Source organism: Pseudomonas rhodesiae (assembly GCF_013285305.1).
Classification (GTDB): Bacteria; Pseudomonadota; Gammaproteobacteria; order Pseudomonadales; family Pseudomonadaceae; genus Aquipseudomonas; species Aquipseudomonas rhodesiae.
In genome coordinates this window covers 4,255,751-4,271,912 of sequence record NZ_CP054205.1, presented here as the reverse complement: position 1 = coordinate 4,271,912, position 16,162 = coordinate 4,255,751, and the positions used below count along the sequence as shown (strand labels likewise).

Sequence of the window (16,162 nt, the reverse complement as noted above, 5' to 3'; positions counted from 1 at the left end):
AGCAGTCATATGTCAGTCGAGTCAGTTGTATCCCCGGACGGGAAGAAGTTGACCATCGTTATCAAAGGCCGCTTCGATTTCAGCAGCCACCAGCTCTTTCGTGACGCTTACGAGCGGTTCTACAAGGCACCGGATACCTATATCGTCGACCTCAAAGACACTACCTATTTGGACAGTTCCGCTCTGGGCATGCTGCTGTTGCTGCGGGACCACGCGGGGGGCGACGAATCTGAGGTCAGGGTCATCAACAGCAACTCTGACGTGCGCAAAATCCTCGCCATCTCCAACTTCGACAAGCTGTTCGACATCAATTGAGCGCCCTGGCCCCCGCCCATGAGGCGCTTACGATCCTGATCGCCGATGACAGCGCCACTGACTTGCTCTTGCTGTCGACCATTGTGCGACGTCAGGGGCATCAAGTGCTCACCGCCGCCAATGGGCGCGAAGCGGTCGAGGTATTCACGCGCGCGCGTCCGCAATTGGTGTTGATGGATGCGCTGATGCCGGTGATGGACGGCTTCGAAGCCGCGCGCTGGATCAAGCAGCTGTCCGGCGAAGCCCTGGTGCCTATCATCTTCCTCACCTCCCTGACCGACAGCGCCGACCTGGCCGAGTGCCTCGACGCCGGCGGCGATGACTTCCTGGCCAAGCCCTACAACCCCTTGCTCCTGGCCGCGAAGATCAACGCCATGGACCGCCTGCGCCGCCTGCAAGCCACGGTCTTGCAGCAGCGCGACCTGATCGCCAAGCACAATGACTACCTGCTGCACGAGCAACGGGTGGCCAAGGCAGTGTTCGACAAGGTCGCGCATTCGGGCTGTATCAATGCCGCGCCAAATATCCGCTACCTGCAATCGCCCTATGCGTTGTTCAACGGGGACTTGCTGCTGGCGGCCTACACGCCTTCGGGTGATATGCATGTGCTGCTCGGCGATTTCACCGGTCACGGTTTGCCGGCAGCGGTGGGGGCCATGCCCCTTGCGGAAGTGTTCTACGGCATGACCGCCAAAGGCTACGGCCTGACGCAGATTTTGCGCGAGATGAACGCCAAGCTTAAACGCATCCTGCCGGTGGACATGTTCTGCTGCGCCACCCTGTTGTGCCTGAGTACCGATCGACGCGTGGTCGAGGTGTGGAACGGTGGCATGCCCGAGGGTTACGTGCTTGAAGTGACCACCGGCAAGCGCACGCCATTGGCGTCGCGGCATTTGCCGCTGGGGGTACTGTCGGCGGAACTGTTCGACGACCGCACTGAAGTCTGGCCCGTGGCCCTGGGCGATCGGGTGTTTCTGCTGTCCGATGGGGTGTTGGAAACCGCCGACGCCAATGATCGATTGTTCGGGGTCGAGCGTCTGCAGGAGGTATTCGACACCAACCGCGAGCCCGATCGTCTGTTCGACGACATCGAACAGGCCCTGGTCGCGTTTCGCGGTGAAGCCCGTGATGACGTGAGCATGGTGGAGATCACCTTGCGGTCGGGTCTGGCGACGCGCGCCACCGGGCCGTTGTATGCCGACAGCGGCCAGTCGTGCCCACGGGATTGGTCGGTGAATTTCGAATTTCGCGCCGAAACCCTCAAGCGCTACAACCCGTTGCCCTACCTGTTGCAACTGCTGTTGGAGATCCACGGCCTGCGTGCACAGAGCGGCGCGCTCTACAGCGTGATGGCCGAGCTGTACTCCAACGCGCTGGAGCACGGCGTACTCGGCCTGGACTCTTTGCTCAAGCGCGATGCCCAGGGCTTTGCCGAATATTATCGCCAGCGCAACGAGCGCCTGGCTCAACTGGACAGTGGTTACGTGCGGGTGCAGGTGCAGGTGGTGCCCAATGGAGCGGGCGGGACGATGACCTTGCGGATCGAAGACAGCGGCCCCGGGTTTGACGTGGAAAAAGTGCTGGCGCAGCCAATGGATATCGATCGTCTGTCCGGTCGGGGCTTGGGCCTGGTGCGTCAGCTCAGCCGCGACATACGCTGGTCCGATGGCGGGCGCTGTGTCTGCGTGGAGTTTTCCTGGGAGGCTCTGGCATAATCCGCCGATTCTTGATCAAGGAGCGAGCAAGTGGTCGATGTTCATCTGGACCCTGACGTGTTGTCGGGTTTGCAGGAAGTGATGGAAGGCGAGTACCCCAAGCTGCTCGAAACCTTTCTCGACGACTCGCAAAAACGCATCGAAGCGCTGCGCACGGCGCGGGATGACGCCAAGGCATTAGGCAAGATCGCCCACAGCTTCAAGGGCAGCAGCGGCAACCTGGGGGCTGTGCGTCTGGCGCAGTTGTGCGAGCGGCTGGAGCTGGAATCCGGCGAGCCGACCGCGAATCTGGAGGCGCTGGTGGATCAGATCGATCATGAGTTTGCGGTGGTCAAGCCGCTGTATGAGTCGGAGCGTCAGCGGTTTCAGGTATAGCGGTCAACCCGCAGTCCGGAGACAGAGGCCACACTTGGCCCGACTCTTGCTGTAGCTCTCGATACTGCATCCCTCGATCCCCATGCAGTGGAGACCTTTATCATGCCAGTCGCCACGAATTCGCTTCTTCAGGCTGCCCCCGCAGCCAAGGCCCAAGCGCCCGCCGCCAACCCGCCGGCGGTGGCGGCGGAGCCACGGGACAAGGGCCCTGGCTTCGCTCAAGTGTTCGCCAGCCAGGGTTCCAAGCCCAGCCTCAAGGGCGATGACAACAGCGTCAAACCCTCTCGCGACAAGTCCGCCGATGCCAGCGCCAAACCTGCCGCCGGGGGTGATCAGCCTGCCGCCAAGACACCGGCGGTTGCCGATAGCGGCAATACCTTGCCTGCCGCTAATCCACCGGCCAAAGCCGATGATGATGCCGCTCCGGACGACGCCGCCGCAGCCGACCCGAGCCTGGCGCAGCAGCCTGCGGTTGACCCCGCGTTGATCGCCGCTGTCGTGCCGGTCGCGGTGCCTGTGCCGGTGGAAACCCCGGCTCCGGTCGTTGACACTGCCGATGATAAGACGCAGCCGCCGGTTGCCGCGCCGCTCGCGCCGGTGGCGGCCAGTGAAGAGGTCAAGCCCACTTTCGACCCCGAGGCCGACCCTCTGGATGCAATGCCGGCCGTGCGCCTGGCCATGGAGCAGGGCGGTCATGTGTCCGCCAGCAGCCAGGCCCAGGCAAAAACCGCCCCGGCACCAACCCAGGACCAACCCACCGCCGCGCAGAACTTCGCTGCCGGCCTGGCCAATATGGTCGACCAGCAAGCCACCAAGGACAGCACTGACCAAGGCGGCGATAAGGCTTTCAGCGGCTTGATCGACGAGGGGCTGAAGGATCTCAAGAGCGCTAGCAGCGACACCCGGGTCGATGACTTCGCCAACCGCCTCGCCGCCCTGACCCAGGCTGCCACGCCGAAAACCGCCAATGCCTTGCCGCCCGTCGCGAATGCGCCGCTGGCCATGCACCAGAGCGGCTGGACCGACGAGATCGTCAACCGCGTCATGTACCTCTCCAGCGCCAACCTCAAGTCGGCGGAGATCCAGTTGCAGCCGGCCGAACTTGGACGCCTGGATATCAAGGTCAACATGACCGCCGACCAGCAGGCCCAGGTCAACTTTATGAGCGCCCACCCGGTGGTGCGCGAAGCGTTGGAAAACCAGTCCGGGCGTTTGCGTGAGATGTTTGCCCAACAGGGCATGGGGCAGGTGGACGTCAACGTCTCCGACCAGTCCCGTGGCCAGGAGCAGCAACAGCAGCAGGCGCAGACCCGCAGTGTGAGCAGTGGGGGTGGGCGTGGTGACATCGGCGACGGCGGTGGTCACGTTGATGTGGCTGAAGCTGTGGCGCCCGTGACGTCGACAGTGATCGGCTCCAGTGCCGTCGATTACTACGCCTGATGTGAGGGGCTTGTCTCGATAACGCTGTATCAGCCCGCCGATGTATAAGCTGACAGACCCTTATCGGGGGCAAGCCCCCTCCCACTCGAATCGCATTCCAGCTTGAGTGGCAATTGACGAAACGAGATCAAAATGTGGGAGGGGGCTTGCCCCCGATGAGGGTGTGTCAGTTCATAGATAAGTTGACTGATACGCCGCTATCCGAGGTCAAGCCCACTCCCACACTTTATGGTGTTCTCTTGTCTGTGTTCAGCCAGACAACTCTGGCATAACACTTGCTCTTGCCTTCCCGTAGATCTATGAATCCCCGAATAGTGACGGATTATTGGCATGGCGAAGAGCGACGACGCAGCAGCAAAAGCACCCGCAGGCAAAGGTAAGCTCAAGCTTATTCTGTTGATAGTCGTGGGCCTGCTCCTGGCCATCGGCGCCTCGGTGGGTGGCACCTGGTACATCATGCACAGCAGTGCAAGCAAGCCGGCACCCGCCGCCGAAACCGCCACCAACGTCAAGCAACCGGCAATCTTCGAGCCGATGCTTCCGGCCTTTGTCGCCAACTTCAACCAGAACGGTCGTCAGCGCTACCTGCAGGTGAGCATCACCTTGCTGGCGCGCAACCAGTCGGACCTGGAGGCACTCAAGGTGCATATGCCGGTGATCCGCAACAACCTGGTGATGCTGTTCTCCAGCCAGAGTTTCGACACCCTGGCCACGCCGGTCGGCCAGGAAATGCTGCGCCAGAAGGTCACTGCCAGCGTGCAGGAAGTGGCCCAGAAAGAGTTGGGTAAAACGGTGGTCGAACAGGCGCTCTTCACTAACTTCGTATTGCAGTAGGATCACGACATGGCCGTGCAGGACCTGCTGTCCCAGGATGAAATCGATGCGCTGTTGCATGGCGTCGACGATGGTCTGGTACAGACCGAAATGGCTGCCGAGCCCGGCAGTGTCAAAAGTTATGACCTGACCAGCCAGGATCGCATCGTCCGTGGACGCATGCCGACCCTGGAAATGATCAACGAACGTTTCGCCCGTTACACCCGTATCAGCATGTTCAACATGCTGCGCCGCTCGGCGGACGTGGCGGTGGGCGGCGTGCAGGTGATGAAGTTCGGCGAGTACGTGCACTCGCTGTACGTGCCCACGAGCCTCAACCTGGTCAAGATCAAGCCTTTGCGCGGCACCGCGCTGTTCATCCTCGACGCCAAATTGGTGTTCAAGCTGGTGGACAATTTCTTCGGCGGCGACGGCCGCCACGCCAAGATCGAAGGCCGTGAATTCACCCCCACCGAGTTGCGGGTGGTGCGCATGGTGTTGGAGCAGGCGTTCATCGACTTGAAGGAAGCCTGGCAGGCGATCATGGAAGTCAATTTCGAGTACATCAACTCGGAAGTGAACCCGGCCATGGCCAACATCGTCGGTCCCAGCGAAGCCATCGTGGTGTCCACCTTCCATATCGAACTCGACGGCGGTGGTGGCGACCTGCACGTGACCATGCCGTACTCGATGATCGAACCGGTGCGCGAGATGCTCGACGCCGGCTTCCAGTCCGACCTGGACGACCAGGACGAGCGTTGGGTCAAGGCGCTGCGCGAAGACTTGCTGGACGTCGACGTGCCGCTGAGCGCCACCGTGGCCCGCCGTCAGTTGCGCCTGCGCGACATCCTGCACATGCAGCCGGGGGACATCATTCCGGTGGAATTGCCGGAACAAATGGTCATGCGCGCCAATGGCGTGCCGTCGTTCAAGGTCAAGCTCGGTTCCCACAAGGGCAACCTAGCATTGCAAGTGGTTGAGCCGATCAACCGTCGCTGATCCCTAATTTATGAATGTTTGCTTCGCCGAGGACATGTAATGGCTACCGAACACGAAAACACTTCCGCCGAAGACCAGGCCTTGGCCGACGAATGGGCGGCTGCCCTGGAAGAGACCGGCGATGTCGGTCAGGACGATATCGATGCGCTGTTGGCCGCTGACGCCGCCACCGCGCCGGCCGGCAATCGCCTGCCGATGGAAGAATTCGGCAGCGTGCCGAAGAACAACGACCCGGTGTCCCTCGACGGTCCGAACCTGGATGTGATCCTGGATATTCCGGTGTCGATTTCCATGGAAGTGGGCAGCACCGACATCAACATCCGCAACCTGCTGCAGCTCAACCAGGGCTCGGTGATCGAGCTGGACCGCCTGGCCGGTGAGCCGCTGGACGTGCTGGTCAACGGCACGCTGATCGCCCATGGCGAGGTGGTGGTGGTCAACGAAAAGTTCGGCATCCGCCTGACAGACGTGATCAGCCCAAGCGAACGCATCAAGAAGTTGCGCTGATATGAAGCGGCTGATGGTGGGGCTGTTGATCGCGTTGGCGCTGCCCGTGTGGGCGGCGGAGCCGGTGGCCCAGGCCGCTGCGGCGCCGGTGGTCGGCAGTGTCGGCGGGCAGTTGACCCAACTGGTGCTCGGCCTGCTGCTGGTGGTGGGCTTGATCTTCGTACTGGCCTGGCTGATGCGCCGGGTGCAGCGCGTAGGCCCTGGCAATGGCCAGGTGATCGAAATGATCGGTGCCCGCGCCCTCGGCCCGCGCGATCAGCTGGTGCTGGTGCAAGTGGGGGAGGAGCAGATTCTGCTGGGCATTACGCCAGGTCGCATCACCCCGCTGCACGTACTCAAGACACCGGTGAATGTGGAGCAGACCCAGTCCGCCACGCCCGAATTCGCCCAGCGCCTGATGGAATTGCTGGGCAAGGATCAGAAGGATAAGAAGTAATGCGCGTTTTATTGACGCTCATGCTGTTGCTGGCCGCGCCCTTGGCGCTGGCTGCCGACCCGTTGTCGATCCCGGCCATTACGCTGGGGACCAATGCGGCGGGCGCGCAAGAGTATTCGGTGAGCCTGCAGATCCTGCTGATCATGACCGCGCTGAGCTTTATCCCAGCGTTCGTCATGCTGATGACCAGTTTCACGCGGATCATCATCGTCTTTTCGATCCTGCGTCAGGCATTGGGCCTGCAGCAGACCCCATCGAACCAGATCCTCACCGGCATGGCGCTGTTCTTGACGCTGTTCATCATGGCGCCGGTATTCGACAAGGTGAACACGCAAGCCCTGCAACCCTACCTGGCGGAAAAAATGACCGCCCAGGATGCCATCGACAAGGCCCAGGGCCCGATCAAGGATTTTATGCTGTCGCAAACCCGCTCCAGCGACCTTGAGCTGTTCATGCGCCTGTCCAAGCGCACCGACATCGCCAGCCCCGACCAGGCGCCGTTGACCATTCTGGTGCCGGCATTTGTCACCTCCGAATTGAAGACCGCGTTCCAGATCGGCTTCATGATCTTTATTCCGTTCCTGATCATCGACCTAGTGGTGGCGAGCGTGCTGATGGCCATGGGTATGATGATGCTATCGCCGCTGATCATCTCGTTGCCGTTCAAGATCATGCTGTTTGTGCTGGTGGATGGCTGGGCGCTGATTATTGGCACCTTGGCTGGCAGTTTCGGAGGGGTATAGCGCTATGACGCCAGAAGTCGCCGTCGACCTGTTCCGTGAAGCGCTGTGGCTGACCACCGTGATGGTCGCCGTGCTGGTGGTGCCCAGCCTGTTGGTGGGCTTGCTGGTGGCGATGTTCCAGGCCGCGACCCAGATCAACGAACAAACCTTGAGCTTCCTGCCGCGCCTGTTGGTGATGCTGGTTACCCTGATCGTCGCCGGGCCGTGGCTGGTGCAGTCTTTCATGGAATACATCCTGCAGTTGTACGGCAGTATTCCGCAGCTGATCGGCTGACCCGATGCAATCCTTGCTGGCCTTGACCGACACCCAGATCAGTACCTGGGTGGCGTCTTTCATCCTGCCGCTGTTTCGCGTGACGGCGATGTTGATGGCCATGCCGGTGTTCGGCACGACCCTGGTGCCACGGCGGGTGCGCTTGTATTTCGCTGTGGCGATCACCGTGGTGATCGTGCCTGGGCTGCCGCCGATGCCGCCGGTGAATGCGCTGGACCTGAGTGCGCTGCTGCTGATCGCCGAACAGATCCTGATCGGTGCCTTGATGGGCTTTTCCCTGACGCTGTTCTTTCAGGCGTTCGTGATTGCCGGGCAAATCATCTCGGTGCAGATGGGCATGGGCTTCGCCTCCATGGTCGACCCCACCAACGGCGTGTCGGCGGCGGTGATCGGGCAGTTTCTGACCATGCTGGTGACCTTGCTGTTCCTGGCCATGAACGGCCACTTGGTGGCGTTCGAGGTGATGACCGAGAGCTTTACCACCTTGCCGGTGGGCTCGGGGCTGGTGGTCAACCATTTCTGGGAAATTGTCGGCCGCCTCGGCTGGGTGATGGGGGCGGCGCTGTTGCTGGTGTTGCCGGCAATCACGGCCCTGCTGGTGGTCAACATTGCGTTTGGCGTGATGACCCGTGCGGCGCCGCAACTGAACATTTTCTCCATCGGTTTTCCATTGACCCTGGTGTTGGGCATGGGGATTTTCTGGGTCGGCCTGGCCGACATTCTCAATCAGTATCAACCGCTGGCGACCGACGCCTTGCAGTTCTTACGTGATCTGGCACGGGCGCGCTGAACCATGGCCGAGAGCGAGAGTGGTCAGGACAAAACAGAAGACCCCACGGAGAAACGCAAAAAGGACTCCAGGGAAAAGGGTGAGATCGCCCGCTCCAAAGAGCTCAATACCGTTGCGACCATGATGGCCGGTTCCGGGGCCCTGTTGATCTACGGCGGCGGTCTGGCGCTGGATCTGATGGAGCTGATGAAGCACAACTTCAGCTTGCCCCGCGAAGTGCTGCTCAGCCCCGGCGCCATGGGCCAGTATTTGCTGCATTCGGGCCAGATCGCGATCCTGGCCGTGCAGCCGATCCTGATTACCTTACTGCTGGCTGCGCTGATCGGCCCCGTGTCCCTCGGCGGTTGGTTGTTCGCCGCCAGCAGCATGGCGCCCAAGTTCAGCCGCATGAACCCGGCCGCGGGGCTCAAACGCATGTTTTCGGCCAAGGCGCTGGTCGAGCTGCTCAAGGCCCTGGCCAAGTTCATCCTGATTCTGTTCGTGGCCATTTCGGTGTTGTCGTCCGACATCGATGACTTGCTGCGCATCGCCCATGAGCCCCTGGAGTCGGCGATTATCCACAGCGTGCAGGTGGTGGGCTGGAGTGCGCTATGGATGGCGGCTGGGCTAATCCTGATCGCGGCGGTGGATGCGCCGATCCAGCTGTGGGAAAGCCACAAGAAGCTGCTGATGACCAAGCAGGAAGTGCGTGACGAGCACAAGGATCAGGAAGGTCGGCCCGAGGTCAAACAGCGCATCCGCCAGCTGCAGCGCGAGATGTCCCAACGCAAGATGATGGCCTCGGTGCCGGATGCCGACGTGGTTATCACCAACCCGACCCACTACGCCGTGGCCCTGAAATACGACCCGGAAAAGGGTGGAGCGCCAATGCTGCTGGCCAAGGGTAGCGATTTCACCGCGTTGAAAATCCGCGAAATCGCCGTGGCCAACGACATCCTGCTGCTGGAGTCGCCGGCATTGGCGCGCTCGATTTTTTACTCCACTGACCTCGATCAGGAAATCCCTGCAGGGTTGTACCTGGCCGTGGCCCAGGTGCTGGCCTATGTCTATCAGATTCGCCAGTACCGCGCCGGCAAAGGCAAGCGGCCCGATCCGCTCAAAGACCTGCCCATCCCGCCGGACCTGCGCCGCGACTCCTGATCGCCACGCCTGTACTGAGCAGGCTTGACGTCTACTACCCTCCACGCCCGTTACCACTCGTCGCGCGATCTCGTCTACCTGTCAACTTTGACAGTAGCCAGTGTCGCGTTCTCGCGGTTCCATAGCCTTAGTGACTGCGCCTCAAGATGCAGGGAGTGGGTTAATGCAGGTGTTTACAGGCAAGGTTCAAACGTATGACCCACAGACTGGCAAGGGTTTGATTGCGCCGGAGGGGTGGGGTGAGGTGGTGGCGGTCGATTTGCTCAGCTCAGATGGTCGCTTGCTTTCGCAAGGACAGAGAGTGGTGTTCCGGAAGATCCATCGCCCTGATGGTGTTTACGCGTGCGAGATCAAGTTGATCTGAGTGTTTTATTGAAGTGTATGGAGAACGGCAATGGCGACGGGCACAGTTAAGTGGTTCAACGCGGAGAAGGGCTTTGGGTTTATCACTCAGGACGGTGGGGTGGATCTATTTGTTCACTACTCCGCCATTAAGGGCGACGGATTCAAAACGCTTGAAGAGGGGCAAAAAGTAGAGTTCGAGGTTACCCAGGGGCCCAAAGGTGCTCAGGCTGAGAACGTCCGCGTGCTTTGAGCTTCAGTTCTTCGGTGTGGGACCAGAGAGCGGGGCCTCCTAGAGACGATCCCCACTCCTTGCCATAAATTTCCTTAGCAGCACTGGATGTACACAGCTCAAATGTGGGAGGGGGCTTGCCCCCGATGGTGGTGTATCAGGCACCTGATCCGGGCCTGACAGACTGCAATCGGGGGCAAGCCCCCTCCCTCATTTGGAATGATTGACACCCGATGGCCCGGAGTGTTTGTGAGGTTCTCCAGGCACAAAAGTAAAGTTGGAAGGCTTCTTGCAATACCGCCTCCAGGACGCCTCCCGGCGTCAAAAGTTTGCTTCAAGGAAACGAGGAATACCGGTGGTGGATCGCTCTCAAATGCTCAGTACGGCCCGTGGCACCCTGACTGACCTGTCGCGGGGCAATCTGGGTGTGCCGTTGCTGTTGCTGGTGATGCTGGCAATGATGATGTTGCCGATGCCACCGTTTCTGCTGGATGTGTTCTTCACGTTCAACATCGCGCTGTCCGTGGTGGTGCTGCTGGTGTGTGTGTATGCCCTGCGGCCGCTGGATTTCGCGGTATTCCCCACCATCCTGTTGGTGGCGACCCTGTTGCGCCTGGCGCTGAACGTGGCGTCCACCCGCGTGGTGATGCTCCACGGTCAGGACGGCCACGCCGCTGCCGGTAAGGTGATCCAGGCCTTCGGTGAAGTGGTGATCGGCGGCAACTACGTGGTCGGTATCGTGGTGTTCGCGATTTTGATGATCATCAACTTCGTGGTCGTGACCAAGGGTGCCGGGCGTATCTCCGAGGTGAGCGCACGTTTTACCCTCGATGCCATGCCCGGCAAACAGATGGCTATCGACGCCGACCTCAACGCCGGCCTGATCGACCAGAACCAAGCCAAGGCCCGCCGTCTGGAAGTGGCCCAGGAAGCCGAGTTCTACGGCTCCATGGACGGTGCCAGCAAATTCGTGCGCGGTGACGCCATCGCTGGCCTGTTGATTCTGTTCATCAACCTCATCGGCGGCGTCGCTGTCGGCATGTTCCAGCACGGCATGAGCTTCGGCGATGCGGGCAAGGTGTACGCCTTGCTGACCATCGGTGACGGTTTAGTGGCGCAATTGCCATCACTGTTGTTATCTACAGCGGCCGCGATCATGGTGACCCGTGCTTCGGGCTCCGAAGACATGGGCAAGCAGATCAGCCGGCAGATGTTCGCGTCGCCCAAGGCGTTGGCCGTAGCGGCTGGCATCATGGCGATCATGGGCATCGTGCCGGGCATGCCCCATGTGTCGTTCCTGACCATGGCCGCGCTGGCCGGCGGTGCCGCCTACCTGTTCTGGAAAAAACAGAACATGGTCAAGGTGCAGGCCCAGCAAGAGATCGCCCGTCAGCAGGAACTGCTGCCATCCCCGGCCCGCGCCCAGGAAACCAAGGAGCTTGGCTGGGATGACGTGACCCCGATCGACATGATCGGCCTGGAAGTCGGCTACCGCCTGATCCCTCTGGTGGACCGCAACCAGGGCGGCCAACTGCTCGCGCGGATCAAGGGCGTGCGCAAGAAGCTGTCCCAGGACCTGGGCTTTTTGATGCCCACCGTGCACATCCGCGACAACCTCGACCTGGCCCCCAGCGCCTACCGCCTGACCCTGATGGGCGTGATCCTGGCCGAAGCCGAGATCTACCCCGACCGCGAACTGGCGATCAACCCCGGGCAGGTGTTCGGCAGCCTCAACGGCATTACCGCCAAAGATCCGGCTTTCGGCCTGGACGCGGTGTGGATCGAAATCAGCCAGCGCAGCCAGGCACAGTCCCTGGGTTACACCGTGGTGGACGCCAGCACGGTCGTTGCCACCCACCTCAACCAGATCCTCTACAAGCACTCCCACGAGCTGATCGGCCACGAGGAAGTCCAGCAATTGATGGGGTTGCTCGGCAAAGCCTCGCCAAAACTCGCCGAAGAACTGGTGCCGGGCGTGCTGTCGTTGTCGCAATTGCTCAAAGTGTTGCAGGCGCTGCTGGCCGAACAGGTGCCGGTGCGCGACATCCGCAGCATTGCCGAAGCCATCGCCAACAACGCCGCCAAGAGTCAAGATACCGCCGCGCTGGTGGCGGCAGTGCGCGTCGGATTGTCGCGCGCCATCGTGCAAAGCATTGTAGGGCTTGACTCCGAGCTGCCTGTGATCACCTTGGAACCAAGGTTGGAACAAATATTGCTCAATAGTATTCAGAAGGCAGGACAAGGCCAGGAAGAGGGCGTTCTGCTGGAGCCAAGCATGGCTGAAAAACTGCAGCGTTCGTTGATCGACGCCGCACAGCGTCAGGAAATGCAGGGCCAACCGGTGATTCTGCTGGTGGCGGGCCCGGTCCGAGCGATGTTGTCGCGGTTTGGACGCCTGGCAGTACCGAATTTGCACGTTTTGGCTTACCAGGAAATTCCTGACAACAAGCAAGTGACTATCGTCGCGACAGTAGGGCCCAACGGCTGAGGGTAGTGGGTTATGCAAGTGAAGCGTTTTTTCGCCGCCGATATGCGTCAGGCCATGAAACTGGTCCGTGATGAGCTGGGCGCCGATGCCGCGATTATCGGTAACCGTCGCATTGCCGGCGGTGTCGAGCTGACGGCTGCCCTGGACTACACCCCCTCGGCGCTGGCGCCGCGCGTTCCCAACATGGAACTCGAAGATGAACTGCGCAAGACTGCATCGCGCATCGTCTCGGCCCAGGCTGAACTGAGCATGCGTGGCGACAGCGATGCCACCACCAATCGCCAGTTGTTCGCCGGGCTGCCGCTGACCGCCGCCGAGCCGCTGGTGGAGCCGACCTTCGTCGAACCGCCACGTCCCGCCGCGCCAGCACCGGCCGCCGCCGTCGACCAGCGCGTATTCGATTCGATGCGCTTCGAACTCAACGGCCTGCGCGAGCTGCTGGAAGTGCAACTGGGTTCCCTGGCCTGGAACCAACTGCAAGGCAGCAAGCCGCAGCAAGCCAACCTGTGGCGTCGTCTGCAACGCATCGGCCTGTCCGGTCCGTTGTCCCGCGACCTGCTGGCCCTGACCACTGAAATCGATGAGCCGCGCCAAGCCTGGCGCATGCTGCTGGCCCACTTGGCACGCATGATCGTCACCCCGGAAATCGAACCCCTGGAAGAGGGCGGCGTCATCGCCATGGTCGGCCCGGCCGGCATGGGCAAGACCACCACCCTGGCCAAACTGGCGGCGCGCTATGTACTCAAATACGGCGCGCATAACATCGCGCTGGTGAGCATGGACAGCTACCGTATCGGTGCCCAGGAACAACTCAAGACCCTGGGGCGCATCCTGAATGTGCCGGTGACTCACGTCGACCCGGGCCAATCCCTGGCCAACGCCCTCGACCCGCTGCTGCGCAAACGTGTGGTGTTGATCGACACCGCCGGCCTGCAAGCCAGCGATCCGGCGCTGCGCATGCAGTTGGAAAGCCTGGCCGGGCGTGGCATCAAGTCAAAGAATTACCTGGTGCTTGCAACCACCAGCCAGAAACAGGTTCTTACCGCTGCCTACCACAGCTACAAGCGCTGCGGGCTGGCCGGTTGCATCCTGACTAAACTGGACGAAACCGCCAGCCTGGGCGAAGTGTTGAGCCTGGCTATCGGTCATGCGTTACCGGTCGCCTACCTGACCGACGGGCCGCGGATCCCGGATGATCTGCATCTGCCGCGCCGTCATCAGTTGGTCAGCCGTGCAGTCAGCGTGCAAATGCAAGACGAGCCGAGCGAGGAAGCGATGGCGGATATGTTCGCTGATCTTTACCACAGCCCGGCAAAACGGGTGGGCTGAGCAACATGAACACAATGCAATGTACCTACATTGATGGTCTGCAAGCGATTCACGCGGCCAAGCCATGTAGCCTGCGTCTAAGCAAGACAAGGTAAAGAAATAAAATGGGCAGCATGCATCCCGTACAGGTGATCGCGGTGACCGGCGGCAAAGGTGGCGTCGGAAAAACGAACGTGTCAGTGAATTTGTCCCTGGCGCTGGCAGAGCTTGGCCGTCGCGTCATGCTGCTGGACGCTGACCTGGGGCTGGCGAACGTCGACGTTCTGCTGGGGCTGACGCCTAAACACACCCTGGCCGATGTGATCGAGGGGCGCTGTGAGCTGCGCGACGTGCTGCTGCAGGGCCCTGGCGGGATCCGCATCGTGCCGGCCGCTTCCGGCACCCAGAGCATGGTGCACCTGAGCCCGGCGCAGCATGCCGGCCTGATTCAGGCGTTCAGCGATATCGGCGACAACCTCGACGTGCTGGTGATCGACACCGCCGCCGGGATTGGCGAATCCGTGGTCAGCTTTGTGCGCGCCGCGCAGGAAGTATTGCTGGTGGTCTGCGACGAACCCACCTCGATCACCGACGCCTACGCCCTGATCAAACTCCTTAACCGTGACTACGGAATGAACCGCTTCCGCGTCCTGGCCAACATGGCCCAGAGCCCGCAGGAAGGGCGCAACCTGTTCGCCAAGTTGACCAAGGTCACGGATCGCTTTCTCGATGTCGCCTTACAATACGTCGGCGCAGTTCCCTACGACGAGTGTGTGCGCAAGGCCGTGCAAAAGCAGCGTGCGGTCTACGAAGCATTCCCTCGTTCGAAATGCGCCTTGGCGTTCAAGGCTATTGCTCAGAAGGTCGATACCTGGCCTTTGCCCGCCAACCCGCGTGGGCATCTGGAGTTTTTCGTCGAGCGATTGGTGCATCAGACGAGCGCAGGACCAGTGCTATGACATCGAGCGGCTACAACCTCTATAAGAAATCGGCGCGTGACAGCCAGGGTGAACTGATCGAGCGCTATGCGCCCCTGGTCAAGCGCATTGCCTACCACTTGCTGGCCCGGTTGCCTGCCAGCGTGCAGGTCGAAGATTTGATTCAGGCCGGCATGATCGGCCTGCTCGAAGTGTCGACCAAGTACGACGCAACCAAGGGCGCGAGTTTCGAGACCTATGCGGGTATCCGTATCCGTGGGGCGATGCTCGATGAAGTGCGCAAAGGTGATTGGGCACCCCGTTCGGTGCACCGCAATACGCGCATGGTCAGTGACGCAATTCGTGCAATTGAAGCAAAAACCGGTCGCGACGCTAAAGATCATGAAGTTGCGGCCGAACTCCAATTGAGTCTCGACGATTATTACGGGATTTTGAACGATACCTTGGGCAGCCGCCTGTTCAGTTTCGACGACCTGCTCCAGGACGGCGAACACGAAGGGCTGCACGAGGACGGCGCGAGCGCTCACATGGAGCCGTCGCGCGACCTGGAAGATGCGCGTTTCCAGGGGGCGTTGGCGGACGCAATCGCCAATTTGCCGGAGCGTGAACGATTGGTGTTGGCGCTGTACTACGACGAAGAGCTGAACCTCAAGGAAATCGGTGAGGTCCTGGGGGTCAGCGAATCGCGAGTCAGCCAGTTGCACAGCCAGTGCGCCGCCCGCTTGCGGGGGCGTTTGGGAGAGTGGCGAGCGCGCTGACAGGCAGTGTGGGGACACTGCAGAGCGATACCGCGGGGGTGATTGGCCTACGCGGGTTCGGCCCGTGGTGGCCCCGGCAGTCCTTTTTGTGTAATGCCTGTTGATTGAAATGGCGCGTCCAGGTGCTGGGCGCGTTTAAGACTGCTTGGAGGTCGAATTGGACAAGAACATGAAAATCCTCATCGTTGATGACTTCTCAACGATGCGGCGGATCATAAAAAACCTGTTGCGTGACCTTGGGTTCACCAACACGGTCGAGGCGGACGATGGCATCACTGCACAGCCGATCCTCAACAGCGGAGGCATCGACTTTCTGGTGACTGACTGGAACATGCCGGGCATGACCGGTATCGACCTGCTGCGCTGGGTGCGCGCCGATGAAAAACTGCGCAACCTGCCGGTGCTGATGGTAACCGCCGAAGCCAAGCGCGAGCAGATCATCGAGGCCGCCCAGGCCGGTGTTAACGGTTATGTGGTCAAGCCATTCACTGCACAGGCGTTGAAAGAGAAGATCGAAAAAATCTTCGAACGCATCCACGGCTAATGCCA

19 protein-coding genes are annotated in these 16,162 nt (G+C 60.9%); all 19 read left to right on the top strand.

Annotation, left to right across the window (positions count from 1 at the left end; all coding sequences use genetic code 11):
• Positions 1-9 precede the first annotated feature (9 nt).
• On the top strand, positions 10-315 hold the full coding sequence (locus HRH33_RS19250; RefSeq protein WP_094064935.1) for an STAS domain-containing protein: 306 nt from the start codon (positions 10-12) through the stop codon (positions 313-315).
• Positions 312-2,030 carry an ATP-binding SpoIIE family protein phosphatase gene (locus HRH33_RS19245; protein ID WP_167416915.1) on the top strand — a complete coding sequence of 573 codons (1,719 nt, stop codon included), beginning with the start codon at positions 312-314 and terminating at the stop codon, positions 2,028-2,030. The genes HRH33_RS19250 and HRH33_RS19245 overlap by 4 nt, the downstream gene beginning before the upstream one ends.
• Positions 2,031-2,060: 30 nt before the next feature.
• A complete protein-coding gene (locus tag HRH33_RS19240) occupies positions 2,061-2,405 on the top strand; it encodes an Hpt domain-containing protein (RefSeq protein WP_034138843.1) in 345 nt (114 codons plus the stop codon).
• Positions 2,406-2,507: 102 nt separating this feature from the next.
• Positions 2,508-3,845 (top strand): flagellar hook-length control protein FliK, encoded by a 1,338-nt coding sequence (locus tag HRH33_RS19235; RefSeq protein ID WP_167416916.1) that lies wholly within the window; start codon positions 2,508-2,510, stop codon positions 3,843-3,845.
• Positions 3,846-4,175: 330 nt separating this feature from the next.
• Positions 4,176-4,679 (top strand): flagellar basal body-associated protein FliL, encoded by a 504-nt coding sequence (gene fliL / locus HRH33_RS19230; protein ID WP_034099481.1) that lies wholly within the window; start codon positions 4,176-4,178, stop codon positions 4,677-4,679.
• A 9-nt stretch (positions 4,680-4,688) separates the two neighbouring features.
• The gene (gene fliM, locus HRH33_RS19225; protein WP_034138840.1) at positions 4,689-5,657 is read left to right on the top strand and encodes a flagellar motor switch protein FliM; all 969 of its coding nucleotides are present in this window, start codon (positions 4,689-4,691) and stop codon (positions 5,655-5,657) included.
• 39 nt (positions 5,658-5,696) lie between these two features.
• Positions 5,697-6,164, top strand: a complete 468-nt coding sequence (gene fliN, locus HRH33_RS19220) for a flagellar motor switch protein FliN (protein WP_034138839.1) — start codon at positions 5,697-5,699, stop codon at positions 6,162-6,164.
• Between the two features lies 1 nt (position 6,165).
• Positions 6,166-6,600, top strand: coding sequence for a flagellar biosynthetic protein FliO (gene fliO, locus HRH33_RS19215; protein ID WP_167416917.1), 435 nt, complete (start codon positions 6,166-6,168; stop codon positions 6,598-6,600).
• Positions 6,600-7,343 carry a flagellar type III secretion system pore protein FliP gene (fliP, locus tag HRH33_RS19210; RefSeq protein ID WP_034138838.1) on the top strand — a complete coding sequence of 248 codons (744 nt, stop codon included), beginning with the start codon at positions 6,600-6,602 and terminating at the stop codon, positions 7,341-7,343. The genes fliO and fliP overlap by 1 nt, the downstream gene beginning before the upstream one ends.
• A 4-nt stretch (positions 7,344-7,347) precedes the next feature.
• Positions 7,348-7,617, top strand: coding sequence for a flagellar biosynthesis protein FliQ (gene fliQ, locus HRH33_RS19205; protein WP_034099472.1), 270 nt, complete (start codon positions 7,348-7,350; stop codon positions 7,615-7,617).
• 4 nt (positions 7,618-7,621) lie between these two features.
• Positions 7,622-8,407: a flagellar biosynthetic protein FliR gene (gene fliR, locus HRH33_RS19200; RefSeq protein WP_034114727.1), complete on the top strand. Its 786-nt coding sequence runs from the start codon at positions 7,622-7,624 to the stop codon at positions 8,405-8,407.
• Positions 8,408-8,410: 3 nt separating this feature from the next.
• On the top strand, positions 8,411-9,547 hold the full coding sequence (gene flhB / locus HRH33_RS19195) for a flagellar biosynthesis protein FlhB (protein ID WP_034099468.1): 1,137 nt from the start codon (positions 8,411-8,413) through the stop codon (positions 9,545-9,547).
• Between the two features lie 163 nt (positions 9,548-9,710).
• Positions 9,711-9,911, top strand: coding sequence for a S1 domain-containing protein (locus HRH33_RS19190; protein ID WP_034138836.1), 201 nt, complete (start codon positions 9,711-9,713; stop codon positions 9,909-9,911).
• Between the two features lie 30 nt (positions 9,912-9,941).
• A complete protein-coding gene (locus HRH33_RS19185) occupies positions 9,942-10,142 on the top strand; it encodes a cold-shock protein (protein ID WP_034138835.1) in 201 nt (66 codons plus the stop codon).
• Between the two features lie 352 nt (positions 10,143-10,494).
• Positions 10,495-12,609, top strand: a complete 2,115-nt coding sequence (flhA, locus tag HRH33_RS19180; RefSeq protein ID WP_375538188.1) for a flagellar biosynthesis protein FlhA — start codon at positions 10,495-10,497, stop codon at positions 12,607-12,609.
• Between the two features lie 12 nt (positions 12,610-12,621).
• Positions 12,622-13,938 carry a flagellar biosynthesis GTPase FlhF gene (gene flhF, locus HRH33_RS19175; protein ID WP_034138833.1) on the top strand — a complete coding sequence of 439 codons (1,317 nt, stop codon included), beginning with the start codon at positions 12,622-12,624 and terminating at the stop codon, positions 13,936-13,938.
• A gap of 104 nt (positions 13,939-14,042) precedes the next feature.
• Positions 14,043-14,876, top strand: a complete 834-nt coding sequence (fleN, locus tag HRH33_RS19170; RefSeq protein WP_003192912.1) for a flagellar synthesis regulator FleN — start codon at positions 14,043-14,045, stop codon at positions 14,874-14,876.
• Positions 14,873-15,613, top strand: coding sequence for an RNA polymerase sigma factor FliA (fliA, locus tag HRH33_RS19165; protein WP_034099464.1), 741 nt, complete (start codon positions 14,873-14,875; stop codon positions 15,611-15,613). The genes fleN and fliA overlap by 4 nt, the downstream gene beginning before the upstream one ends.
• Positions 15,614-15,782: 169 nt before the next feature.
• Positions 15,783-16,157: a chemotaxis response regulator CheY gene (locus tag HRH33_RS19160; protein WP_162276696.1), complete on the top strand. Its 375-nt coding sequence runs from the start codon at positions 15,783-15,785 to the stop codon at positions 16,155-16,157.
• Positions 16,158-16,162: the final 5 nt, after the last annotated feature.